Raw genomic sequence first — 23,992 nt, forward strand, 5'->3', positions numbered from 1 at the left:
CGTATCAATACAATTTTAAAGCACTATTTAACACAAAAATAATTCCCACCCGCGCTGATAGGGATATTCCCTTTGTTAAGATGATATTGGAGATGATATAGTTCATGAAAATTTTTTTACCTAAGTTCGCAAAGGAAAAAGGACTTCACCAAATTGAAATACAATTAAATGATCGTTTACCCGCTCATGTGGTAGGCCCATGTCTGATGAGATGTGATTTAAGTGCTCAATTTTACGAAGAAGATTATTACATTTTATCGCTTAAAACCAATGCGAACATTATCTTATCATGTCAGCGATGCTTACAGGCGTTTTCTTATGAATACAAGAATCAAGTTGAACTCGCTGTGTGTGATGAAGAGCAAACGGCTGAAAAACTAATGTCGCATTATGAATGTATGGTCATTAACAACTATCATCTTGATATGATTGAAGTTTTAACCGATGATTTGCATTTGAATCTTCCTGAAAAGCATGTGGACTTTCAAGAATGTGATAGGGAGATGGTTGCTTTGATGAACGATATTTCCTAATCAGGCATCGGTAAAGAATGGGTATATTTTTTTCATTAAGCTCTCTTCGTGTTCTTTTTGAAAGATAATTTATGAATTAAATTCAAGCTTAAAGCCTAATAAAGTGGCAAAAAATAGCAAAAATTCAAGGCCCTTATGAATTCTGCTACCCAGATGGCTTTTTTTTCAGGTATAATATGTGCCAACAATACTTGGATTACCATCAAAAAGCCGGTAATATTCCGGCCCTTAGAAAACAATTTGTTTAGGAGTAATACAATGGCTGTGCAACAAAATAAAAAATCACGTTCAAAACGCGATATGCGTCGTTCGCATGATGCATTAACTAAGCCAACGCTTTCTGTTGATCCAACTACAGGTGAAACACATCGTCGACACCATATTACGGAAGACGGCTATTATCGCGGTCGTAAAGTGTTAGAAACAGAGACCGTTTACGAAGCTGAGTAATGTCCTTGAATACCATAACCATTGCGATTGACGCGATGGGCGGGGATCATGGATTATCTGTAGTGATCCCGGCTTGCATTCGTGCGATTAAAAAAAACCCGGATCTAAAGCTGATCTTAGTCGGGGATCGAGGCAAAATCACTCGTCAATTAAAAAAACACGGTGAAGCTTCCAATGATCAATTGACTATTGTTCATGCCTCCGAAGTGGTGACTATGGATGAGTTGCCTTCACATGCATTGAGGAATAAAAAAGATTCTTCAATGCGAGTGGCTATCAACCAAGTTAAAGAAAAAAAAGCACAAGCTTGTGTCAGCGCCGGTAATACTGGAGCCTTGATGGCTACGGCTCGATTTGTGTTAAAAACTTTGCCAGGTATTGATAGACCAGCGATCATTGCTGAATTGCCTACCATGAAAGGTCGAACTCGTGTTATCGACCTTGGAGCCAATGTCGACTCTTGCGCTGAGCATTTGTTTCAATTTGCCATTATGGGTTCTGCGCTCATTCAAGCCGAAGATAAGAAATCTAAACCTAAAATTGGGTTACTCAATATTGGCGTTGAAGAAATCAAAGGAAACGATCAAGTCAAGCGCACCGCACACATGCTAGCCGAATGTAAAATTATGAATTATGTTGGTTATGTCGAAGGCGATCAGTTTTATTCTGGTGAAGTGGATCTTGTGGTTTGCGATGGTTTTGTTGGTAATGCAACACTTAAAGCCAGTGAAGGACTTGCAAAGTTGATGTTATCCGTTCTTAAGGAGTCCTTTAGTCGAAACTGGCTTGCGAAGTTAGCGGGTGTTTTTGCTTATCCTGCCTTATCCCACTTGAAAAAACGTATGGATCCTGCTCGCTATAATGGTGCGAGCATGCTCGGTTTAAATGGCATTGTTGTTAAAAGTCATGGTGGCGCGAATGAAGTGGCTTTCCAGAATGCGATCGAAGAGGCGGTCTTGCAAGTTAAAAATAACGTGATTGATTTAGTAAGAAATCAAATTACAGACTTCATCAACGAAGGGTTGCTATTATGAACAATGCGATCATCCGTGGAAGCGGCAGTTATCTTCCGAAGAGAGAGCTGACTAATAAAGAACTGGAAGCAACTCTTGATACCTCAGACGAATGGATTTATTCCCGCACAGGCATTAAAAGTAGACGCGTTGCCTCCGTGGAAGAGACAACTTCTTATATGGCTTGTGAGGCTGCGAAGCAAGCCTTGGACGCGGCTTCTATTCATGCGGATGAAATTGATTTAATTATTGTGGCAACTTGCACGCCCGATCATTTTTTCCCTAGTATGGCTTGTCATGTACAAAAGGCCTTAAATTGTTCAAGAACCATCCCTGCATTTGATATTAGCGCTGCTTGTAGTGGATTTGTATACGCTATGGATATTGCTAACCAATACATTAAGTCAGGAGCTGCTAAACATGTAATGGTGGTAGGCAGTGAAAGTATGTCTAGAGCCGTAGATTGGACCGATCGCTCAACCTGTGTTTTGTTTGGGGATGGTGCAGGAGCAGTTGTCTTAAGTGCTAGTCAAGAGGATGGTATTTTAGGCAGTGTCCTACATTCTTCTTTTGACGAAGGCAAATTGTTAAGCTATGCCACCCAAGGCGAGAATGGTCAAAAATCGCAAATTGGTATGCGTGGTAACGAAGTATTTAAAGTCGCCGTCAATATTATGGGTGATATTGTCGATGAAGTACTTGAAGTCAGTCAGTTACAAAAATCCGATATCAATTGGTTGATTCCTCATCAGGCTAATATAAGAATTATTCAAGGAATTGCCAAAAAATTATCTCTTCCTATGTCGCAAGTAGTGGTCACCATTGAAAATCAGGGCAATACTTCTGCGGCTTCTATTCCGTTGGCACTTGATCACTCTATCCGTGAAGGCCGTATCCAGCGGGGAGATTTCTTATTACTAGAGTCTTTCGGTGGTGGTATGACCTGGGGTGCCATGGTTATTCGTTACTGATCCAAGATTTCGAGGATAGATTTCAATATGAAAACAATTGGTTTTGTCTTTCCGGGCCAAGGCTCGCAATCCGTAGGGATGTTAAATGATCTTGCAAAATCCTATCCACTTATACTTGAATTATTTTTACAGGTATCTGAACGGGTGGGTTATGACGTTTGGGATTTGGTTCAAAATGGGCCGGAAGAAAAACTGAATCAGACGGAACGCACGCAAGTTGCCATGTTAACTGCTGACGTGGCTATATATAAAACACTTCAGCAACAACAAGCTATTCCTGCATCCATGATGGCAGGACATAGCCTTGGGGAATATGCAGCTTTGGTCTGTGCAAATGCGATAAGCCTCCCCGATGCGGCGGAATTGGTTGCAAAGCGCGGTCAGTTAATGCAAGAAACCGTACCCCTAGGTGAAGGAGCTATGGCCGCGATAATTGGCCTAGAGGACGAAGACGTCCGTTATGTTTGCTTAAATGCGAGCAGCACTGAATATTTAGTCACACCAGCTAATTACAATGCTATAGGACAAGTCGTCATTGCCGGCCACACTTCGGCCGTTGAAAAAGCGGTCTCCTTAGCGCTTGAAAAAGGCGCAAAAATGGCGAAAATTATTCCAGTCAGCGTGCCTTGTCATTGTCAGCTTCTAACAAATGCATCCGCATTATTTTCAGAAAGTTTGGAGCGTGCAACGTTTAAGACTCCTGAAGTTCCGGTGATAAGCAATGTTGATTTAAGCGTTTACGAATCTCCCGAGCAGATAAGGACACTTTTGAAAGCCCAGCTTTACAAGCCTGTCAGATGGGTTGAAACCATTCAATTCATGAGCAAAAAGGGTGTGGAGCTCTTCATTGAATGCGGACCTGGAAAAGTATTAGGGGGCTTAATAAAACGCATTGATCGCTCTTTAAAAACGCTAAGCGTGCATGATGAATCGAGTTTATCGGATGCTCTTCATGAACTAAATCAATAGAGGAATTCGTTTGTATGACCAATTTACAAGGCAAAACTGCACTCGTTACAGGTGCTAGCCGTGGCATTGGCCAGGCTGTGGCACTAACCTTGGCTCGTAAGGGTGCTTATGTGGTAGGAACTGCCACCAGTGAAAAAGGTGCTACTGCCATTAGTGAGTATTTTTCAAAAGAAAATCTTGCAGGCCAGGGTGTTATGCTGGATGTAACCAAAAAAGAAAATGTAGAAGATTTAATGTCTCAGTTATCTGACGAAGATAAGTTGCCTGATATTTTGGTTAATAATGCAGGGATTACTTGTGATAATTTGCTGTTACGCATGGATGATGAAGAATGGTATCGCGTTATAGAGACCAATCTCAATTCTGTGTACCGCTTGAGCAAAGCATGCCTTAAATCAATGTTTAGAGCGCGTTGGGGGCGAATTATTAGCATAGGTTCTGTCGTTGGCTCTAGTGGTAATTCTGGCCAAACGAATTATACCGCAGCTAAAGCTGGGTTAGTGGGCTTTTCTAAATCTCTCGCCCAGGAAATTGGCAGCCGAGGCATTACAGTCAATGTGGTTGCTCCAGGATTTATTGATACGGATATGACCGCTTCTTTACCAGATATGGTGAAGGAAGAATTATTAAAGAGAATTCCGTTAAAGCGGTTAGGAAAAGTCGAAGACATCGCTGAAGTTGTAGCATTTTTGGCGTCAGACTATGGTAACTACATTACGGGTGAAACCATTCAAGTGAATGGTGGCATGTATATGGATTAATACAAAATTTTTTCTGAACGTTCCGTACAAGCAAGGTCTATGGGAATTGCTAGGATTTACGGTAGGGTAAGATAATTCCATTTTGTCTATAAGTGTTTGAAATGGTTGTTCAGATTATGTCGATCCCGCCTGCGCGGTAACGATACAAATAATAAATTATTGAGGCAAAGTATATTTTTGCTCTGGAACTTAAGGGATGAAATTGATCTTAGTCACATACATTGTGATATAATGTTTCTTTTTATCCGAAAAATGACCAAATGATGCAAATGCGTTAATAGACTTGCGTTATTTAGGGAATAGAATAAACTACCGGACATTATTTTAAGACCCTTTCAAGCTTTACTTACATAATTGTTTGAAAGATTATTACTTTTTATAACTGAAAGAGGAAAAAGTTATGAGCACAGTAGAAGAACGAGTTCGCAAAATTGTTGTTGAGCAATTAGGCGTTAAAGAAGATGAGTTAAAAAACGACGCTTCTTTTGTAGATGATTTAGGTGCGGACTCGCTTGATACCGTTGAGCTAGTAATGGCTTTGGAAGAAGAGTTTGAAACTGAAATTCCAGATGAAAAAGCTGAAAAAATTACTACCATTCAAGAAGCAATTGATTATATTGAAGCAAATTTAAATAAAGAAGATGCGTAATTCTCTTTTATCTTGTGAGTAGCCAGAAACACTCAATGCGAGAAGAATTCAGGACAAAATCAAACTTGAATTAACTCATCCCATACGCGTTATTTCTGTGTGATGATGACAGCGTAATTGTGATTTTGTCCTGTGGATCACTTAAAAGGCGTTTCTTGCATTTACGTAAGGCCCACCCAAGATATTTCTCTGAGTCATTGCGTTTCATAGTGATACTGAGGAGTCATCATTGAAAAATAGACGACGTATAGTGGTAACTGGCATGGGTATGGTTTCCCCTGTTGGGCTAACTGTAGAAGAATCTTGGCAAAATATCTTAGCAGGTAAAAGTGGTGTTGGTCGGGTTGAGTCCTTTGATGCCACAGATTACCCCACAAAGATTTGGGCAAAAGTTAAGAATTTTAACGTTGAAGACTATCTGGCTTCAAAAGATGCACGTAAAATGGATGTTTTTACTCAGTATGGCATGGTTGCTGCAGCAGAAGCTATTGCCGATTCAGGAATTAATATCGATGATGCGCTTTCAAAACGCGCAGGGGTTGCCGTAGGTGCAGGCATTGGTGGTATTGAAACCATTACCAATAACCAAGAAAAACTATTAAACGGCGGTCCAAGAAAGGTTTCACCCTTTTTTATACCAGCGGGCATTATCAATATGGTAGCCGGACAAATTTCAATTCAACACCAATTAAAAGGTCCTAATATCTCGGTAGTAACTGCTTGTACTACAGGAACCCATAACATTGGATTGGCTGCGCGGATGATTGCTTATGGCGATGCCGATGTCATGGTATGTGGCGGGGCAGAGATGACGACAACCCCTCTATGCTTAGCGGGTTTTTCTGCGGTGCGTTCTCTTTCAAAACGCAATGATGAGCCTGAAAAAGCCTCACGTCCCTTCGATAAAGATCGGGATGGATTCGTGATGGGCGAAGGTGCTGGAATTTTAGTATTAGAAGAATATGAGCACGCAAAAGCCCGAGGCGCTAAAATTTATGCTGAAGTTGTAGGTTTTGGTATGTCAGGTGATGCTTATCATATTACAGCTCCGGATGCAGATGCCGATGGCGCATCACGAGCGATGGAAATTACGATACAAGATGCAGATATTCAACCGTCTCAGGTTGATTATATTAATGCGCATGGCACTTCAACCTACTTAAATGATCTTAACGAAACAAAAGCGATTAAGCGAGTGTTTGGCGCTCACGCTTATGATTTGGCTGTAAGCTCAACCAAATCCATGACTGGACATTTACTTGGTGCAGCAGGGGCAGTTGAAGCAATTTTTAGTGTATTGGCAATTCGTGATCAAGTGGCTCCACCGACGACGAATCTAGATAATCCAGATGAGGGATGTGATTTAAATTATGTGCCTAACAAAGCACAACCACGAGAAATTACCTATGCGCTTAGTAATTCACTAGGTTTTGGTGGTACTAACGGCAGCTTGCTGTTTAAAAAAGTTTAATTTAAGCGGTGAGACGATTGATTGTATCTCAACCGCTCACTTAGCTTCTGGATGGATTTCCGACGGTGCGGAAATTACAAAGTTGTTCGGGGTGGTAATGCTTTATGGGGGTAATATCCCATCGTGCATCTTTTATAATCCACCTAGTGTGCTCTTGCTATGGCTTAAGAGGTACTATGATTCATCAACCAATGAAATTATTGTTTACTCTTATAGCGGCATTATCTCTCGCTTTGATAATCGGGCTTGGATTCGTATCGTATCGCGCAGCTTCACAACACTTATTATCAAAATCGCAAGAACCTAAAATTTTTCAAGTAAAAAAAAATGCGACCGCAGCGGCGTTAATTGAATCCCTAAAGCACCAAACCAACCTTCACTCTGATCAAATACTGCTCCTTTTAATTCGTATCTTTGGGCTGACTCACCAGTTAAAAGCAGGTATTTATGAAATTCAGCCTCAAGAATCAGCTTGGGATTTTATTCATCGTGTAGCTCAAGGGGATGTTTTAAAAATTTCTTTTACCATTGTGGAAGGGACAACGCAAAAACAAGTGGTTGAGAATTTAAAAACCGCACCTTATCTATCTTATAAACAATCAGATTGGGATGTGATTAAAAGTGACCATCCCAGTGATGAAGGATTGCTTCTTGCCGATACCTATATGTATGAAGCTGGCACAAACGCTGCTCGATTAATTGCGCATGCGCATACCGATTTACTTCAATATCTAAATGAACGTTGGGAGAAAAGAAAGACAGGGCTTCCCTACCAATCTCCTTACGAGATGTTGATTGTTGCTTCCATATTGGAAAAAGAAACCGCTGTTTTAGAAGAAAAATACATTATTTCTGGTGTAATCGTTAATCGAATACGAAAGCATATGCCGCTGCAAGTTGATCCCACCGTAATTTATGCCTTAGGTGAGCAATACGATGGCAAGTTGACTCATAAGGATATGCAGTTTGACTCACCCTTTAACACGTATAAATATCGGGGATTGCCACCCACACCAATCGCTATGGTAGGTCGAGATGCTATCGATGCAGCAGCCAATCCTGCTCAAACTAATTATTTGTATTTTGTTGCTAAAGGGGATGGCACCCATCATTTTTCAGCAAGCTATAAAGAACAAAAAGAAGCCATTGACCGTTATTTAAAAAGCAAAAAATAAGTGTTTTTATAAAGATTTAGAGCTAATTTAAGCGGCTCAATTCTATTATTCAGGCAAGATATTAAAGCAGTTTAAGGGAAAAAAAATGAGTTTAGAACAAGGGCGCTATATTGTCGTTGAAGGTTTAGAAGGGGCGGGCAAATCAACGGCTTTAAAAACCATTAAGTCTTATTTATCATCTCATGTAAAAGACTTGGTTCTCACTCGCGAACCAGGTGGGACGCGTGTAGGAGAGGTGGCTCGTGAGCTCATTAAAGAAATTAATCCTGAACAACCTTTAGATCCACGTACAGAACTTCTTTTATTATATGCTGCTCGGATCCAGTTAATGGAACTTGTTATTAAACCCTCTCTTTCAAAAGGAGCCTGGGTGTTAGCGGATCGATACGAGCTTTCCACCTTTGCTTATCAAGGTGGTGGTAGAAAAATGGATGAAACGTTTATCTCACAGCTTTCTTCTTTTAGCATGCAAGGGTTTAAGCCAGATTTAGTGATTTTCCTTGACGTATCGCCAAAGAGGGGCTTAAAACGAGCTCAATCACGCGGAACCACAGACCGAATTGAGCAGGAAGCTTTGTCTTTTTTTCAAGATGTGTATCATCGTTATCACGAGCATTTAAAAACAATGGATAACGTGGTTATGATTGATGCGGGAAAACCATTAAAAACTGTACAAAATTTAATTAGAAATGCGTTAGATAATTATATGACTCATCATGCGGACATCATCCGTGGTTGAATATCTCCCAGCTCATGATCAAATGTGGCAAACATTTCAGCCCATTTTGGCAAGCCGACGATTTCGACAATCTATTTTATTTGTCGGATCACGACATGTGAAGAGCTCGGTGTTTGCGATGAACCTTGTGGGCTACTTATTTTGTGAGCAGTTAAGTGCGTGTGGGCAGTGTCATCAATGTCAGCGATTGCTCGAAAACGTTCATCCTGATTTGCATTATATTGCTCAAGATGCATTGGATAAAGCAATTAAAATCGACCAGATCCGAGCGATCCAACAGGATATTTACCAAACCCCACAGCGAGCAAAATACCGAATCGTTATCATTGATTCTGCCGAAAGAATGAATATAGCAGCAGCGAATGCCTTATTAAAAGTATTGGAGGAGCCCCCTGTTCATACTCTATTTATTTTATTGGCTGAGCAAATGAGTAGTATTCCTCCAACGATTTTAAGTCGCTGCCAAAAATATTTTTTTTCTGACGGAATGCATGATGAGATTGATTATTTAAATTTAGGTAAGTTGTATCCCAACGAGGACCCACGTGCCGTTATTTTTCAAGACCGTGACCAATTGATTCAATCTCTTATTGATCTTTGTGAAAGTAAAGTTTCTCCTCCAGAGATAGCGACACGTTGGAGTCACTACAATTTTGATGATTTGTTGTGGTGGTTGTATTTAGTAAATTCACAAATGATACGTTTTCATTTTTATAAGTCGGAGGCAAATTCGAGAGCAAATAACCGTTCTCTCTATAGACTCTCACAACAAATCCCGGTGACGAGTTTCTTTGACTATAATAGAAAAATAAGCGTATTAAGAAAAAAACTAAGCCAAAACATAACCATTAATCAAACCCTAGCGCTTGAGGATTTGCTGTTAGACTATGTTAGGAACATTCAATGAATGATATGGTAGACTTGATTGAATGCAACTTTAGCGATGAGCATGCACTGTACCTTGCGTACATGCCTTTTATCAAAGGCGGCGGTTTATTTATTCGAACAAAAAAAGCTTATGAGCTAGGCGGTGAGATAACCTTATCTGTTCAACTTCCCGAAGAATCAGAGACGTATTTAGTGGAAGGCAAAATTGCTTGGTTGACGCCTAAAGAGGCTCAAGGAAACAAACCTGTCGGGATTGGAGTGCAATTAAGTGGAAAAAATGGCCTTAATTTATGTACAAAAATTGAAACTATTTTGGCCGGTAAGTTAAAATCCACTGAAGGAACTGATACCATTTAAAACTTTCGTTATCAAAACAATATGAATACTTCTAATCTGAATTTTATTGATTCTCATTGTCATTTGCACAGCATCGATTTAAGTGAGTTTGACGATAAGCTCGAAAATTTAATGCAAGAAGCCTACAATGCTGGCGTTAAAGAAATGTTATGCGTTTGCATTGAACTAGAGGATATGCCTCTCCTCTATAAACTGGCAGATCATTATTCAAATGTATACATATCAGCAGGCTTACATCCAAACGCTACCATAGCCGAAGAACCGAATGCAGATTCATTATTATTGCTTGCTTCTCATCCGGCTTGCATCGCAATTGGAGAAACAGGGTTAGATTATTTTCGAACAGAGGGTGAAGAGGCGATTGAAATACAAAGACAGAGGTTTCGTCAACATATTCGAGCCGCGCGAACTTCTGGCAAACCATTAATTATTCATACCCGTGATGCAGTGGACGATACCATACAGGTCATGATTGAGGAAAATGCTTCGGATATCGGAGGGGTGCTTCATTGTTTTACTGAATCTTGGGATATGGCAAGAAAAGCATTAGATCTTGGTTTTTATATCTCATTTTCTGGCATTGTAACGTTTAAAAACGCTACTCAATTGCAAGAAGTAGCAAAAAAGGTACCTCTAGAACGTCTCTTAATTGAAACCGATTCGCCTTATTTAGCGCCTGTTCCATTCCGAGGAAAGCAAAATCATCCTGCGTTAGTTAAGCATGTGGCTTTTGCAATCAGTGAACTTAAGGGGATTAACTTAGAAGCGTTAGCCTCGCAAACAACGGATAATTTCTATCGTTGTTTTAAATTGCGTTAGAGATTGTTTTGGGTGATCACTTGGAATTCTTCCCACTATTTTTTTTGAAGTTTTTTGAGTACAGTATAAGGTAATTTCGAACAATAAGGATCTTCTAATGAATGTTCTAGCACCTATGCTGTTCATCGCTTCTTTTATTTACGCCTATTTAGTATCCCCTTTGTATCCCACCTATTTAGCCGCTTTATTATCGTGTTTGCTGTTATTTTCCGTAGGGATTTTAAATATTATTGAATGGTTTTATTATTGTTATAAAACCAGGAAAACCGCGCGTGAAATAGGCTGGAAACCTTCTCCTTTCCAACATGAAGCCGGTTATGCTGATTTAGGGTTTGGGGTAGCAGGCGTGCTTTCTTATTTTTACGCCATTTTTGCTCCCGGGGTGGTTGTGGCGTTTTCAATTTTTTCTTTTGGTGTGGCTTGGGGACATATTCGTGAGATGATAAAAATGGGGAATTATAAGGCTGGCAATGTCGGACCTGTTTTATTTACGGATATACTGATCCCTATTATGCTACTGGCATCATTTTGGCATACCTGGCAAACTTATCTCTTTAAAATTAATTATATTATACCTTATTAGGCTCGGCTGAACGAAACCGATATTAAGGAAATTCAATGAGTAGTTTTTTTAGAAAACAAAAAAAACCGAGTAATCAAAAAAATACGTTTGAAAATTATTATGATCATGTAAATTGTCTCATTGAGGATTTAACAGAAACCATCAATGAAATTGATGGTGAGTTTTATAAAGGAAATATCAATGTAGCATTCTCGAAAGTTAATCGGGAATTTCTAAAAAGACTCAATCTTTTTGAGCCACTGTACGATCGTTATGATTATCTTGATGAGATCGGTGGTGCTATTGTAGTGCCAATATTAGGCATTTCCATCGCCTTAGCCTCCTTGAGCTTCGCTCTTTGGGAAGGCATTCAGCTTTTAGCAATAAAAACAAGAATCAAACAAGACGATGGAGAAAAACATAATGACAAAGCCATCCAATGTTTGTTATTTTCAGGCGCAAACTTTTTGATCAGCGTTTATTACTCCATTAAATCGGTAATAAGTCTAATCACTAGACCGCTCATGACGCTTATTACAGGTTGGAAAAAGGAAGATGAGCCAAGATTTATTCGTGAAGATTCCTTTGAAGCATGGGTTGGAGCTTCATTTCAATCTTAAAGTTCTAACTCATACAAATATTCCGAGGCTCAATCCATGAATTTGTATATTGGTTTAATGTCTGGGACCAGCATGGATGGAATTGATGCTGCAGTAGTTGATCTAGATACGAATCAGCTTATCGCTGGTATTACCATTTCTTATCGAAATAAAACATTAAAGCAATTAAACGATGTTTTAAAACAAAAAAATCTTCCACTTGCTTTGATCCCACAGTTAAACACGCTAATTGGACAAGATTTTGCAGAAGCAGTACAAAAACTGTTAGCGAGTGCACAAATCCCCCCGCATGCTATTCAAGCTATTGGAAGCCATGGTCAAACGATCGCGCATGATGTGACCGTAAATATCCCCTATACCTTCCAATTGGGATGTGCGCACACCATAGCCGTGAGGACAGGCATTACGGTCATTGCAGATTTTAGAACACGCGATTTAGTACTAGGTGGGATAGGTGCGCCTTTTGCGCCCATTTTTCATCAGACTTTATTCGGATTAAGATTTCAAGATCCTATTGCGATTGTAAATATTGGTGGGATAGCCAATGTAACTTTTTTACATCAACATCAAGTGAGTCAGGGGTTCGATACGGGGCCTGGTAATTGTTTGCTGGACTATTGGATTCAAAAGCATCTTAATCGCTCGTTTGATGCGAATGGAGAGTGGGCTTCGTCCGGTACCTTAGCCCAACCTTTACTGGATAGCTTGCTTAGTGATTCTTATTTTCAGAAGCTTCCCCCTAAAAGCGTTGGCAAGGAATACTTTTCTCCTGACTGGTTAACAAAAAATCTCACTGAAGCACTGAAACCTGAAGATGTGCAAGCGACGCTTCTTTCGTTAACTGCTTTAACCATCTGCAATGCCATTAAGGACAGTCCCCAAAAACCTAAGAACGTATTCGTTTGTGGTGGTGGTGCGCATAACACTAAGTTGTTACAAGAAATGGCAAGAAATCTTACCACGGTGAACGTCAGCAGCACAGAAACAATGGGGGTTGACCCTGATTTTATTGAAGCTATGATGTTTGCCTGGTTAGCTGAGAAGACTCTGACCAAAACGCCAGTTGATCTCAGACCCATTACGGGAGCGTCAAAGCCCGCGATTTTGGGCGCAATTTATTATCCATAAACACATTGCTTCGTTGCTCAATGATTTAGAAAAATGATACTCAAAGTCGAGCCCATTAGAATGTCAATTGCTGAATAAAAAAAGAGCGCCTTGACAAGAGAATTTCGCTTAGGGTCTAATGTGCTTTTTTAAACACTGGTATTGCCTTACATATGTATTCTTCAACACCTTCTGAGCATAGTCTCTTTAAAGCCTATTTTATATTCTTTCTAGCGGCTTCTTTTTATATGTATGAATTCATTTTACAAGTGGCCCCCAGTGTTATGGCTGATCCTATGATGAAAACCTTTCAGGTTAGCGCAGAAGGATTCGGTATTATCTCTGCTTTTTATTTTTATGCATACGCACCTATGCAATTACCTGCGGGTGTTTTATTTGATCGATATGGGCCGCGCAAATTGATGACGTTTGCTTTGATTCTTTGTGCGGTAGGATCATTCTTTTTTGCTTCAACCGACAGTATTTTAACTGCATCCATTGGACGGTTTTTAATTGGAATTGGTTCTGCTTTTTCATTTATTGGTGTGTTGGTTTTGCTATCTCGTTGGTTTCCACCACAGCATTTTGCAATCTTAGCAGGTATTGCGCAAGCGATGAGTTCCGTGGGAGCCATGTTTGGAGAAATGCCGCTGGCTGCTATGACAGAAGCATTAGGTTGGCGTCAAGCGAGTTTCATTTTAGCTATCATGGGATTTATTCTCGCGATTTTTCTATGGTCATTTATCAGAGATTACCCAAACCAACCTACCCAAGATAAGCCTTCCCAGCGATTTCGTGATGAGTGGCAGCGTTTAGTGGCTGTGTGTAAGCACACCTATACTTGGATAACCGGAGCGTATGCCTTTACCATCTGGACTCCCATTGCGGTGTTTGCTGCGCTGTGGGGAGTGCCGTACTTAGAAGAAAAATATCAAATTGGGGTTGTCGAAGCTTCAGGCATGTGTAGCATGATTTGGCTTGGCATAGGAATAGGTAGTCCATTGTTAGGTTGGATAAGTGATCGATTAACTAGTCGGCGTCTCGCGTTAGGTCTTAGCGCTTTTTTTGGTTTTTTGTCGACTTGTATTCTTCTGTATGTTCCCGGTGTGGAAATGAGTTGGATGTATCTTGTTCTCTTTGCTTTAGGATTGGGAGCAGGAGGGCAAACAGTTAGTTTTGCCGTGGTAAAAGATAATAATCCAAATCATTTGGTTGGAACCGCTTCAGGGTTTAATAATCTTTCGGTACTCATTGGCGGGGCTATTTTTCAGCCCCTAGTTGGCGTATTTTTACATCGATTTGGACGTTATGAGATCATTAACGGAATCACAACTTATTCCGTTAACAGTTATCAAAAAGCATTGCTGGTCATGCCATGCTGTTATTTTTTAAGTCTAATACTGGTGCTATTTTTTATTAAAGAATCTCATCCTGGTCGACGGAACTAACATTCGGTTAAATTAACAGCTAAGCCTCCGGTTGATGTTTCTTTGTATATGCTTTGCATATCCATACCCGTTTGCTTCATGGTTTTGATGACTTTATCCAATGAGATTTGATGTTGTCCATCACCAATTAAAGCCATCCTGGAAGCATTGACTGCTTTTACAGCGCCCATGGCATTGCGTTCAATGCAGGGAATTTGAACCAGTCCCAAGACGGGATCGCAAGTCATTCCTAAATGATGTTCCATGGCAATTTCAGCTGCATTTTCAATTTGATCAATACTGCCCCCTAAGACCGCAGTCAGTCCTGCAGCGGCCATAGACGAGGCAACGCCTACTTCACCTTGGCAACCCACTTCCGCACCAGAAATCGACGCCCCTTTTTTATATAAAATGCCAACGGCCGCAGCAGTTAAGAAATAGGTATAAATATCTTCCTTATCGAGCTTTCCATGGGCTTCCTGGCAATATTTAAACACAGCAGGAATAATGCCTGCTGCTCCATTAGTCGGGGCTGTTACAATTCGGCCACCCGCAGCATTTTCTTCATTCACAGCCATAGCATATAAGTTAAGACGGTTCATAATGTCCGAACGCTCATAAGCGCTGGGTACGCCATTTTGAGAATTTAATTTGTTAAATAAATCAGGTGCTCGTCGTTTAAGCTTAAGTCCACCAGGAAGCTCGCCTGGATGTTGGCAGCCATTGTCAATGCAGTCACACATGACTTTGGCAATGGCTAAAATGCCTGAATAAATTGCATCTTCACTACGCCAGCTTCGCTCATTAGCAAGCATTAATTCTGCAATGGTCAACTGATTCGATTTGCACTGGTCAAGGAGTTGTCTCGCTGTGTCAAAGGGATAGGGCAGTTGGATGTCATCTTGCTCCAACTGATCAAATGCTTCATCTGTTGTAATAAATCCACCGCCAATCGAATAATAGATTTGGCTTAATAAATAATGATTGTTTTCATCAAACGCAGTAAATTTCATGCCATTACTATGTTTTGGAAGCACTTCCTTTTGATATAAAATAAAATCTTGGGCTTCTTCAAAGTCGATGGTTTTTTTGCCTGCCAGGGAGAGTTTCTTATTGGTAAGAATTTCATTCATTCTTGGAACCATGAGTTCAGGATCAACCGTTTCAGGATCTTTACCTTCAAGTCCATTTAATATGGCTTTGTCTGTCCCATGACCTTTACCGGTTAGGGCGAGTGATCCATAGAGTTCAACTTTAATTCGTTCAGTCTGATTAAACAGTTTTCTATCAGTCAGGAGTTTAATGAACTCGTTTGCAGCATACATTGGCCCGACAGTATGTGAGCTAGATGGGCCAATACCAATAGAAAACAAATCAAAAAGGCTGATGTTCATTTAATTAAAACTCAATTCAGAGGGTTCATAAAAAAGTATAGAATATTATCATAGGTGGAGGTTAAGTAGTGAGAAATTTTTGCACGGCTCTTTACGTTTAAGTTCTTAACTTTCTGTGTCGTATGATTCAGGGCAAAATCATACTTTGACTGATTCAAGCAGTTTCTAGACAAACTGGCATAATCTTATCTTGTCATAGGATTAACTAAATTTGTCATTTCTATAAAATTTATCGATAATGCAGAAATTTATTTTTTGAGAAAAGCATGAACATTTCTGTATATGGGGCGGGGTATGTTGGTCTAGTTTCAGGTGTTTGCTTTGCCCATCTTGGTCATAATGTACTTTGTGTTGATATAGATGAACAAAAAATTAGCCGCTTGAAGCAAGGCAATTGCACAATTTTTGAAAATCAATTGCCGGAGTTATTGAAGCAGCAATTAGAGTCGGGACGACTATCTTTTTCATCAGACACTTCGAAAGCGATTGAGTACGCACAAGTGCATATCATTGCAACAGGAACGCCAAGCTTGCCCAGCGGGGAGGCAGATTTATCTCAAGTACTGGGGATTGCAGAACAAATTTCTCTCGAAACTCAAAAAGACACACTGATCGTGACCAAATCAACCGTCCCTGTAGGAACTGGAGACAAGCTCAGTATGGTTATCGCCGATATTCAACGTAAGCGAAACAGTCATTTTCAAATTCAAGTGGCTTCAAATCCCGAGTTTTTGCGTGAGGGCAGAGCTGTGTCTGATTTTTTAAATCCCGATCGCATCATTCTAGGGGGTGACAAACAGGCTCTAGAACCCCTTGAGGCCATTTATAAGCCGTTGGTTAGTAAAGGGGTTTCGTTAGTATGCATGAGTCGAAAATCGGCGGAGTTAACGAAATACTCAGCCAATGCAATGCTCGCTTGCAAGATAAGTTTTATGAATCAAATCAGTTTGATTGCAGAGGAAGTTGGTGCGGATATTGAAGATGTACGCCAAGGAATGAGTCTGGATCACCGAATTGGTCCTCATTTTATTCAAGCAGGGATTGGCTATGGTGGGTCATGCTTTCCAAAAGATATTCGAGCTTTAAAACATACTGCTTTTCAAAAGGGAATAAACGCTTCTCTATTAGACTCGATTGATGCCATTAATAACCTACAAAAAAATTGGGTATTTAATAAGCTTGCTCATCATTTTAATCATGATTTAAAGGACCGCACTATTGCGATTTGGGGGCTTTCATTTAAGCCTGGAACGGATGATATACGAGAAGCGAGTAGTTTAGTCATCATTCATGCTTTATTGAAGGCTGGAGTAAAGTTAAGATTATACGATCCGGTGGCGATGACTCAGGCTAAAAAAATTCTTCTTAAAGAAGATGCAATTACCTGGTGTTCAAGTGCTGAAGAAACTCTTCAAACCAGTAACTTAGCTGCACTGGTTATAGCGACAGAATGGGATGAATTTAAGTCGTATCCACTTCAAAATCTGGCTCAAGCATTGAAACAATCGCCTTTAATCGATGGTAGAAATTGTTTTTCGTTATCCAAGGTGATGCAATCAGGCATAGCTTATTATTATTCTGTAGGAAGACCAATGGTGGGAATCGAGCTTAATGTGTAGAAGGATTTATTAATATGAAAGTAAAAAAAGCTGTTTTTCCTGTTGCTGGTTTGGGGTCACGATTTCTTCCTGCAACCAAAGCGAATCCCAAGGAAATGTTACCGATTGTGGATAAACCCTTAATTCAGTATGCTGTAGAAGAAGCGGTACGAGCCGGCATCAATCACATGATTTTTATCACAAGCTCGAGTAAGCGCTCGATTGAAGATCATTTTGATAATAATTTTGAATTAGAATCTAGATTACAGGAACAAGGGAAAGTAGACTTATTGAGTTTGGTTCGAAATATTTCCCCTCCTGGCATTCAATTTTCATATGTCAGACAACATCAGCCACTTGGTTTGGGTCATGCTGTACTTTGTGCTGAGCATGTGGTGGGTGAAGAGCCTTTTGCTGTGTTATTAGCCGATGATTTGATTGACGACGCAAGGGATTCATGTTTAGGTTCTATGGTGGATTATTTTAATACAGACGAAAGTTCTGTATTGGCCGTGCAACCTGTACCGTGGGCAGAGGTTCATCAATATGGTGTAGTGAAGGTTAAGGATAATCAATCCAGTTTTTCTGATATCCAGGCCATGGTAGAAAAACCACTTCGAGAAGCAGCCCCCTCCAATCTAGCCTCCGTTGGTCGGTATATTTTTACTTCGACCATTTTTTCTTGCTTAAAACGAACTCATATCGATTCTCGAGGTGAAATTCAATTAACCGATGGCATTCAGCAATTGTTAAAAGAAGAGCCTGTTAAGGCCTACCGATTTGATGGCAAACGCTTTGACTGTGGCTCCAAGCTTGGCTATTTACAAGCCATGGTTGCATTTGGAAAGCGCCATCCTGAAATTGGAGATGCTTTTTGTCAGTATTTACAAAGCGAAAGAGAGGTTTAAGATTATAATCTGACAGACCATAAAGACCATCGTAGACATTAACGTTCAATGTTTTCGCCGTCAAAATGGTTGAAAACACATTTTTCATCAAGTTGAGTTTGAGTATTTTCTTTTTAATTCTATCTCTGGCAAAATCAATACAGGCCCGTTATTTCCAGTGAGGAATTATGAAAATATTGATTTCAGTGAAGCGCGTCATAGACCCTTATGTAAAAATTCGAATAAAACAAGACAACCGTGGCGTTGAAACGCAAAATGTGAAAATGTCGATGAATCCCTTCGATGAAATAGCTGTTGAAGAAGCCCTAAGATTAAGGGAGCAAGGGGTCGCATCAGAGGTGATATTGGTGTCCATTGGCAAAGATGACTCTCAAGAAACCTTACGCCATGGCTTAGCATTAGGGGCGGATCGAGCCATTCATGTGCACACTGAAAAATCATTTGAAAGCCTTAATATCGCCAAAATTCTACAAAAAGTGGTCGATGATATACAACCACAACTGGTATTAATGGGAAAGCAATCCATTGATGGAGATAATAACCAAACTCCACAAATGCTGGCTTCCTTATTAGATTGGCCACAGGCAACTTTTGCTTCATCCATCCAGGTTGAAGGAGATAAATTAAGCGTTACTCGAGAAATTGATGGCGGTCTTGAAACAATAAAAGTTACCTTGCCAGCCATAGTGAGTACCGATTTGCGTTTAAATGAGCCACGTTATGCTAGTTTGCCCAATATTATGAAAGCCAAGCGTAAATCAATTGACAAAATTGAACTAAATGAGCTTAATCTAACGTTGAAACAGCATGTTGAGGTGTTAAATGTTAAAGCCCCTCCAGCTCGAAGTGGTGGAGTTCGAGTGGAATCGGTTTCTGAATTGGTTAATAAATTAAAACACGAAGCCAAGGTGCTTGGATAGGGAGCAATTGTGAGCGTATTAATTCTCGTTGAACATGATAATAAGGAAATACACCCCTCAACAAAAAATGTATTATCTGCAGCATTAACTATGGGTAAAAAACCAACGTTACTCATTGTAGGCAGTCAGTGTAACAATGTGGCTTTGCAAGCGGCGACATTAAAGGGTGTTGAAGCAGTCTGGCAGGTCGATAATGCTGTTTATGAGCATCAATTAGCAGAAAATGTCAGCAAAGTAGTAGCTGAATTGGCTGATTCGTTTCAAATCATTATGGGCGGTTCATCGACCTTTGGTAAAAATATTCTTCCTCGTGTGGCGGCGTTATTAGATGTGGCGCAAGTCTCAGATGTAACCGCAATTATTGATGAACACACATTTGAGCATCCTATTTATGCAGGAAATGCAATTGAGAAAGTTAAAGTACTTGATGAAAAAAAAGTTCTTACGATAAGAACCACAGCCTTTGAACCCGTGGCTATGGAACAAGAAGCTTGTTGTGTTGAGCGAATCAATCATGTTGTTCCTTTAACAAAAACCCAATTTGTACGCCATGAATTAAGCGCGTCTAGTCGTCCTGATCTAGGAAGCGCCTCAATCATTGTAGCTGGAGGGCGGGGATTACAAAATGCTGAGCATTTCAAAATGATTGAACAACTAGCAGATGTATTAGGAGCTGCAGTTGGTGCCTCAAGAGCGGCTGTGGATGCTGGATTTGCGCCAAATGATTATCAGGTTGGCCAAACAGGTAAAGTGGTTGCTCCCGTTTTGTACATTGCGGTTGGTATATCCGGTGCCGTGCAACATCTTGCTGGAATGAAAGACTCAAAAGTTATTGTAGCCATTAATAAAGACGAGGATGCGCCAATTTTTCAAATAGCTGATTATGGTTTAGTTGGTGACTTGTTTGAAATTGTTCCTCAATTAATTCAAGAATTAGACTCCGCGCGTACTTAAGCGATAACAGCATGGGGTATAAATAAACGTAAATGGAGTAAGTTTATGTTAGTTGGAGTACCAAAAGAAATTAAGCCGCAAGAAAATCGTGTAGGTCTCGTTCCTGCCAGTGTGCGTGAGGTGATAAGGCATGGGGGAGATGTTTTAATTGAAAAAAATGCTGGGATAGGGATTGGCATAAGCGATGAAGACTATCAAGTGGCAGGTGCAGAGATTGTAGATTCTGCTGATGAAATTTTTTCTCGCGCCGATTTGATTGTTAAAGTCAAAGAGCCTCAACCTATAGAATGTAAACAATTGCGTGAAGGCCAAGCCATTTTTACTTATTTACATCTAGCACCTGATCCACAACAAACCCGTTTGTTAAAAGAGTCAGGTGTGACTGCTATTGCCTATGAAACCGTTACACAAAATGATGGTGGTTTGCCTCTCTTGACACCAATGTCCCAAGTGGCAGGTCGCATGTCGATTCAAGCAGGAGCGCATTGTTTAGAGATGGCTCAAGGTGGAAGCGGCGTTTTATTAGGGGGGGTGCCAGGTGTTGCACCAGCTGATGTTGTCGTAATCGGCGGTGGTGTTGTTGGCACAAACGCTGTACGCATGGCAATGGGGATGGAAGCGCATGTTACGGTGCTCGATAAATCATTACCCAGGTTACGTGAGCTCGATTTCCAGTTTGGTTCAAAATTAAATACAATTTATGCCACCTCTGAAGCAACGGAAAAATACGTTACTGAAGCGGATTTAGTGATTGGTGCTGTTTTAGTTCCTGGAGCGGCTGCACCAAAACTAGTCACGCGCAACATGCTAAAAGCGATGCGCCCGGGATCGGTTGTGGTTGACGTTGCAATCGATCAAGGAGGCTGCTTTGAGACCAGTCGGCCTACTACGCATCAAGAACCAACTTATGTAGAAGAGCAAATTGTGCACTATTGCGTTGCGAATATGCCTGGTGCTGTTCCTAAAACATCCACGTTTGCTCTGAATAACGCTACATTGCCTTTTGTATTAAGTTTGGTAACTAAGGGCATTAAACTCGCTTTACTCAGTGACGGCCATCTATTAAATGGATTAAATGTCCACAAAGGAATGATCACTTATGAAGCGGTGGCCCGCGATTTAGGTTATGAATACGTAGCCGCTACGGATGCGCTGGCTGCTTAAATGACTGAATTGAAAATTTTTTATAATGAACAGATTGGGATTTTGCGTAGGTTCTGATCTAATGAGCTTTGGAGCCCGGTTGCATGCAACCGGGAATTATAGACTGATAAAAAATTCTCATATGAAGTATTCTATATCCAAGAACTAATCATTAAAACAAGTGTTCCTGGGTTTCATAGCTTTGAGAAGTGAAGGAAGTTGAACTATCATCATCAGAAACGGGAACTTCTTCTTCGCGGAAATATTCAATAATTGCATCGGGATCATTTTCCGGTACGATTAATCCCGTTTTTGGGCTAATACGCAGAGATATAATATTTTCTGGTATTTGGGTTTTTTGCTCTGGAATGTCTTTGAGGGCTACTTTCATAAAGTCGATCCATAAAGGAAGAGCCAATTGTGAGGCGTACTCATGAAGTGGGGTCGGCGTATCAAATCCTACCCACGCGGTGACCACAAGTTCATTTTGATAACCTGCAAACCAAGCATCGACCTTATCATTTGTGGTTCCTGTTTTCCCTGCGATATCTTGGCGATTTAATACTTTTGCAGCCCTAGCTGTACCTTGCTGAATCACGCTTTTAAGCGCAGAGTCCATTAAAAAGGCAATGTCTTCGGGGATGACTTGGGGTGCAACCAAATCCGGATCAATTTTTTGTTCATTACATTGCTTGCCGCATGCGATGACAGGCTTTGCTTGCAGCAATATTTTTCCTTCATCATCCGTAATTCGGTCAATGAGATAAGGCTCAATTTTATGGCCACCATTAGCGAAAACAGCATAGGCTGCGGTCATATCCAATGGGCTAACGGCCAGGCTCCCCAGTGCTAAGGATAAAGCGTGAGGTAGATGCTCTTTATGGAAACCAAATCGAGAAATGAAATCAATGGCATAATCAATCCCGATATCATCAAGAATACGGATAGAAACCATATTGCGTGATCGAACAAGCCCTTCTTTCAAACGCATAGGGCCGTTAAATTTACGGTTATCGTTATGAGGGCGCCATAAGTTAGGCTGGCTTGGGTCATCTACTACAATCGGGGCATCATTGACCATGGTTGACAACGTATACCCTTTGTTTAATGCAGCCGCATAAACAAAGGGCTTAAAGCTAGATCCTGGTTGTCGACTGGATTGAGTAGCTCGGTTAAACTTGCTGCGCTCAAAATTAAATCCTCCCACTAACGCTTCAATCGCTCCGTTTTTAGGATTTAACGCAACCAAAGCAGCTTCTACTTTAGGAATTTGAGCAAGCTGCCAGATGTCTTTATGTTTTCGAACGTAAATAACATCACCTACTGAAACGACATTTGAAACTTCGGTAGGTTGCTTTCCTACCCAGCCTTTCTTAAGAGCAGGTCTTGCCCAGGAGAGACCATCCCAAGGGATTGTGATAGTCTGCCCATTGCGGTTGATGACTTTAGCTTCTCTAAACTGAACATCCACGACCATGGCTGGTTGAAGATCGCCAATAATAGGATACTGGAGTAGGTTTTTATGAATTTTATCTTCTGAGACTTCTTCCAAGCTTCCCATCTTCGCGACCGGTCCACGATACCCGTGACGCCTGTCGTACGCAATCAAGCTCTCTTCTACTACTTGGTTGGCGGCTAACTGTAATGGGCCTTTAATGGTGGTATAAACCTTGTATCCTTTTGTGTAAGCATCAGGGCCAAAGTGATCATACAACGATTGACGGATCATTTCAGCGACATAAGGCGCATCTACATCTAGCGTGGCACCATGATACTTAGCGGTTAAGGGTTCGTTCACAGCCTCGTGGTATTCATCCTCGGTAATGTATTTTTCTTCGAGTAAGCGCTCAAGAACATGATCCCGTCGCTTTTTGGCCGCGAGTGGATTTGCTATGGGATTTTGAGTAGAAGGTGCCTGAGGTAACCCAGCGATCATGGCTAACTGGGCGAGCGTTAGTTCATTTAAGGGTTTGCCATAATAGACTTGTGCTGCCGCGCCAACACCGTAGGCTCGGTTGCCTAAATAAATTTTATTGAGATAAAGCTCTAATATTTTCTCTTTACTAAGTTCTTGATCGATCTTGATGGCGAGAAGGATTTCATTGAACTTTCTTAAAAAGGTCTTTTTACGATCTAAGAAAAAATTTCTGGCGACTTGCATGGTGATGGTACTTCCACCTTGCGATTTAGTCCCTGTTTGAATCATTCGAATGGCAGCGCGCCCAAGACCAAGAATATCAACACCCGGATGTTCAAAAAAGCGTTGATCTTCAGTGGCCAGTACAGCATGGATCAACATGGGAGGAATATCTTCATAGCTTACTGGTATGCGTCTTTTTTCTCCATACTCCTGAATAAGCAAACCGTCTTGGGTATAGATGCGTAATGGGACCTGTAGCTGTACGCTTTTTAATGAATCGACATTTGGAAGTTGGCTTTGTAGGTAGAGATAGAGTAAGCTCAACATAACAAGAAAAATAAAAAATAAACTGACCAGCGCCCAAAGTCCTTTGCGCCAAAAATAAGCCGTTTTTTTCATCTAGAGGATCACTATAATTTAATTG

General features: G+C 40.7%; 24 protein-coding genes. 22 read left to right on the forward strand and 2 right to left on the reverse strand.

Features of this window, described 5'->3' with window-relative positions:
* Nucleotides 1–104: 104 nt before the first annotated feature.
* The 17 genes from E1O41_RS10255 to E1O41_RS10335 all read left to right on the forward strand — a co-directional run bounded on the left by E1O41_RS10255 (nucleotide 105) and on the right by E1O41_RS10335 (nucleotide 14,532).
* Nucleotides 105–533 (forward strand): YceD family protein, encoded by a 429-nt coding sequence (locus E1O41_RS10255; protein WP_131777242.1) that lies wholly within the window; start codon nucleotides 105–107, stop codon nucleotides 531–533.
* A gap of 258 nt (nucleotides 534–791) precedes the next feature.
* Nucleotides 792–983, forward strand: coding sequence for a 50S ribosomal protein L32 (rpmF, locus tag E1O41_RS10260; protein ID WP_131777243.1), 192 nt, complete (start codon nucleotides 792–794; stop codon nucleotides 981–983).
* Nucleotides 984–988: 5 nt separating this feature from the next.
* Nucleotides 989–2,017, forward strand: coding sequence for a phosphate acyltransferase PlsX (gene plsX, locus E1O41_RS10265; protein WP_131777244.1), 1,029 nt, complete (start codon nucleotides 989–991; stop codon nucleotides 2,015–2,017).
* On the forward strand, nucleotides 2,014–2,967 hold the full coding sequence (locus tag E1O41_RS10270; protein WP_131777245.1) for a beta-ketoacyl-ACP synthase III: 954 nt from the start codon (nucleotides 2,014–2,016) through the stop codon (nucleotides 2,965–2,967). The genes plsX and E1O41_RS10270 overlap by 4 nt, the downstream gene beginning before the upstream one ends.
* A gap of 27 nt (nucleotides 2,968–2,994) precedes the next feature.
* Nucleotides 2,995–3,936 (forward strand): ACP S-malonyltransferase, encoded by a 942-nt coding sequence (gene fabD, locus E1O41_RS10275; RefSeq protein WP_131777246.1) that lies wholly within the window; start codon nucleotides 2,995–2,997, stop codon nucleotides 3,934–3,936.
* Between the two features lie 14 nt (nucleotides 3,937–3,950).
* On the forward strand, nucleotides 3,951–4,697 hold the full coding sequence (fabG, locus tag E1O41_RS10280; protein ID WP_131777247.1) for a 3-oxoacyl-ACP reductase FabG: 747 nt from the start codon (nucleotides 3,951–3,953) through the stop codon (nucleotides 4,695–4,697).
* Between the two features lie 400 nt (nucleotides 4,698–5,097).
* On the forward strand, nucleotides 5,098–5,346 hold the full coding sequence (gene acpP / locus E1O41_RS10285; protein WP_131777248.1) for an acyl carrier protein: 249 nt from the start codon (nucleotides 5,098–5,100) through the stop codon (nucleotides 5,344–5,346).
* Between the two features lie 229 nt (nucleotides 5,347–5,575).
* Entirely contained in the window at nucleotides 5,576–6,817 is a 1,242-nt protein-coding gene (gene fabF / locus E1O41_RS10290) for a beta-ketoacyl-ACP synthase II (RefSeq protein WP_207384522.1), read from the forward strand.
* Nucleotides 6,818–6,993: 176 nt separating this feature from the next.
* Nucleotides 6,994–7,992 carry an endolytic transglycosylase MltG gene (mltG, locus tag E1O41_RS10295; RefSeq protein WP_165481177.1) on the forward strand — a complete coding sequence of 333 codons (999 nt, stop codon included), beginning with the start codon at nucleotides 6,994–6,996 and terminating at the stop codon, nucleotides 7,990–7,992.
* Between the two features lie 85 nt (nucleotides 7,993–8,077).
* On the forward strand, nucleotides 8,078–8,731 hold the full coding sequence (gene tmk / locus E1O41_RS10300) for a dTMP kinase (protein WP_131777250.1): 654 nt from the start codon (nucleotides 8,078–8,080) through the stop codon (nucleotides 8,729–8,731).
* On the forward strand, nucleotides 8,709–9,638 hold the full coding sequence (locus E1O41_RS10305; RefSeq protein ID WP_131777251.1) for a DNA polymerase III subunit delta' C-terminal domain-containing protein: 930 nt from the start codon (nucleotides 8,709–8,711) through the stop codon (nucleotides 9,636–9,638). The genes tmk and E1O41_RS10305 overlap by 23 nt, the downstream gene beginning before the upstream one ends.
* On the forward strand, nucleotides 9,635–9,976 hold the full coding sequence (locus tag E1O41_RS10310) for a PilZ domain-containing protein (RefSeq protein ID WP_131777252.1): 342 nt from the start codon (nucleotides 9,635–9,637) through the stop codon (nucleotides 9,974–9,976). The genes E1O41_RS10305 and E1O41_RS10310 overlap by 4 nt, the downstream gene beginning before the upstream one ends.
* Nucleotides 9,977–9,997: 21 nt before the next feature.
* A complete protein-coding gene (locus E1O41_RS10315) occupies nucleotides 9,998–10,795 on the forward strand; it encodes a TatD family hydrolase (protein WP_131777253.1) in 798 nt (265 codons plus the stop codon).
* Between the two features lie 97 nt (nucleotides 10,796–10,892).
* On the forward strand, nucleotides 10,893–11,378 hold the full coding sequence (locus E1O41_RS10320; RefSeq protein ID WP_131777254.1) for a DUF6790 family protein: 486 nt from the start codon (nucleotides 10,893–10,895) through the stop codon (nucleotides 11,376–11,378).
* A gap of 35 nt (nucleotides 11,379–11,413) precedes the next feature.
* Nucleotides 11,414–11,977, forward strand: coding sequence for a hypothetical protein (locus E1O41_RS10325; protein ID WP_131777255.1), 564 nt, complete (start codon nucleotides 11,414–11,416; stop codon nucleotides 11,975–11,977).
* Nucleotides 11,978–12,013: 36 nt separating this feature from the next.
* Complete coding sequence (locus E1O41_RS10330) at nucleotides 12,014–13,105, forward strand: anhydro-N-acetylmuramic acid kinase (protein WP_131777256.1); 1,092 nt, start codon at nucleotides 12,014–12,016, stop codon at nucleotides 13,103–13,105.
* A 152-nt stretch (nucleotides 13,106–13,257) separates the two neighbouring features.
* Entirely contained in the window at nucleotides 13,258–14,532 is a 1,275-nt protein-coding gene (locus E1O41_RS10335) for an MFS transporter (protein WP_131777257.1), read from the forward strand.
* On the opposite strand, the gene E1O41_RS10340 is transcribed toward E1O41_RS10335, so the two are convergent.
* Nucleotides 14,529–15,905, reverse strand: a complete 1,377-nt coding sequence (locus E1O41_RS10340) for an L-serine ammonia-lyase (protein WP_131777258.1) — start codon at nucleotides 15,903–15,905, stop codon at nucleotides 14,529–14,531. The two genes, E1O41_RS10335 and E1O41_RS10340, sit on opposite strands and share 4 nt — an antisense overlap.
* A 266-nt stretch (nucleotides 15,906–16,171) precedes the next feature.
* On the opposite strand from E1O41_RS10340, the gene E1O41_RS10345 reads away from it, so the two are divergent.
* From E1O41_RS10345 to ald, 5 genes are all read left to right on the forward strand, one after another.
* Nucleotides 16,172–17,524, forward strand: coding sequence for a UDP-glucose dehydrogenase family protein (locus tag E1O41_RS10345; protein WP_131777259.1), 1,353 nt, complete (start codon nucleotides 16,172–16,174; stop codon nucleotides 17,522–17,524).
* Nucleotides 17,525–17,538: 14 nt separating this feature from the next.
* Entirely contained in the window at nucleotides 17,539–18,411 is an 873-nt protein-coding gene (galU, locus tag E1O41_RS10350) for a UTP--glucose-1-phosphate uridylyltransferase GalU (RefSeq protein WP_131777260.1), read from the forward strand.
* A 167-nt stretch (nucleotides 18,412–18,578) separates the two neighbouring features.
* A complete protein-coding gene (locus tag E1O41_RS10355) occupies nucleotides 18,579–19,331 on the forward strand; it encodes an electron transfer flavoprotein subunit beta/FixA family protein (RefSeq protein ID WP_131777261.1) in 753 nt (250 codons plus the stop codon).
* A gap of 9 nt (nucleotides 19,332–19,340) precedes the next feature.
* Nucleotides 19,341–20,285, forward strand: a complete 945-nt coding sequence (locus E1O41_RS10360; RefSeq protein WP_131777262.1) for an electron transfer flavoprotein subunit alpha/FixB family protein — start codon at nucleotides 19,341–19,343, stop codon at nucleotides 20,283–20,285.
* 45 nt (nucleotides 20,286–20,330) lie between these two features.
* On the forward strand, nucleotides 20,331–21,449 hold the full coding sequence (gene ald / locus E1O41_RS10365; RefSeq protein WP_131777263.1) for an alanine dehydrogenase: 1,119 nt from the start codon (nucleotides 20,331–20,333) through the stop codon (nucleotides 21,447–21,449).
* Between the two features lie 151 nt (nucleotides 21,450–21,600).
* Here ald and E1O41_RS10370 read toward each other — a convergent pair whose 3' ends face one another.
* Nucleotides 21,601–23,967 (reverse strand): penicillin-binding protein 1A, encoded by a 2,367-nt coding sequence (locus tag E1O41_RS10370; RefSeq protein ID WP_131777264.1) that lies wholly within the window; start codon nucleotides 23,965–23,967, stop codon nucleotides 21,601–21,603.
* Between the last annotated feature and the right edge of the window lie 25 nt (nucleotides 23,968–23,992).

The sequence above is a fragment of the Legionella impletisoli genome, assembly GCF_900639875.1.
In the GTDB taxonomy this organism is placed as follows: Bacteria; Pseudomonadota; Gammaproteobacteria; order Legionellales; family Legionellaceae; genus Legionella_A; species Legionella_A impletisoli.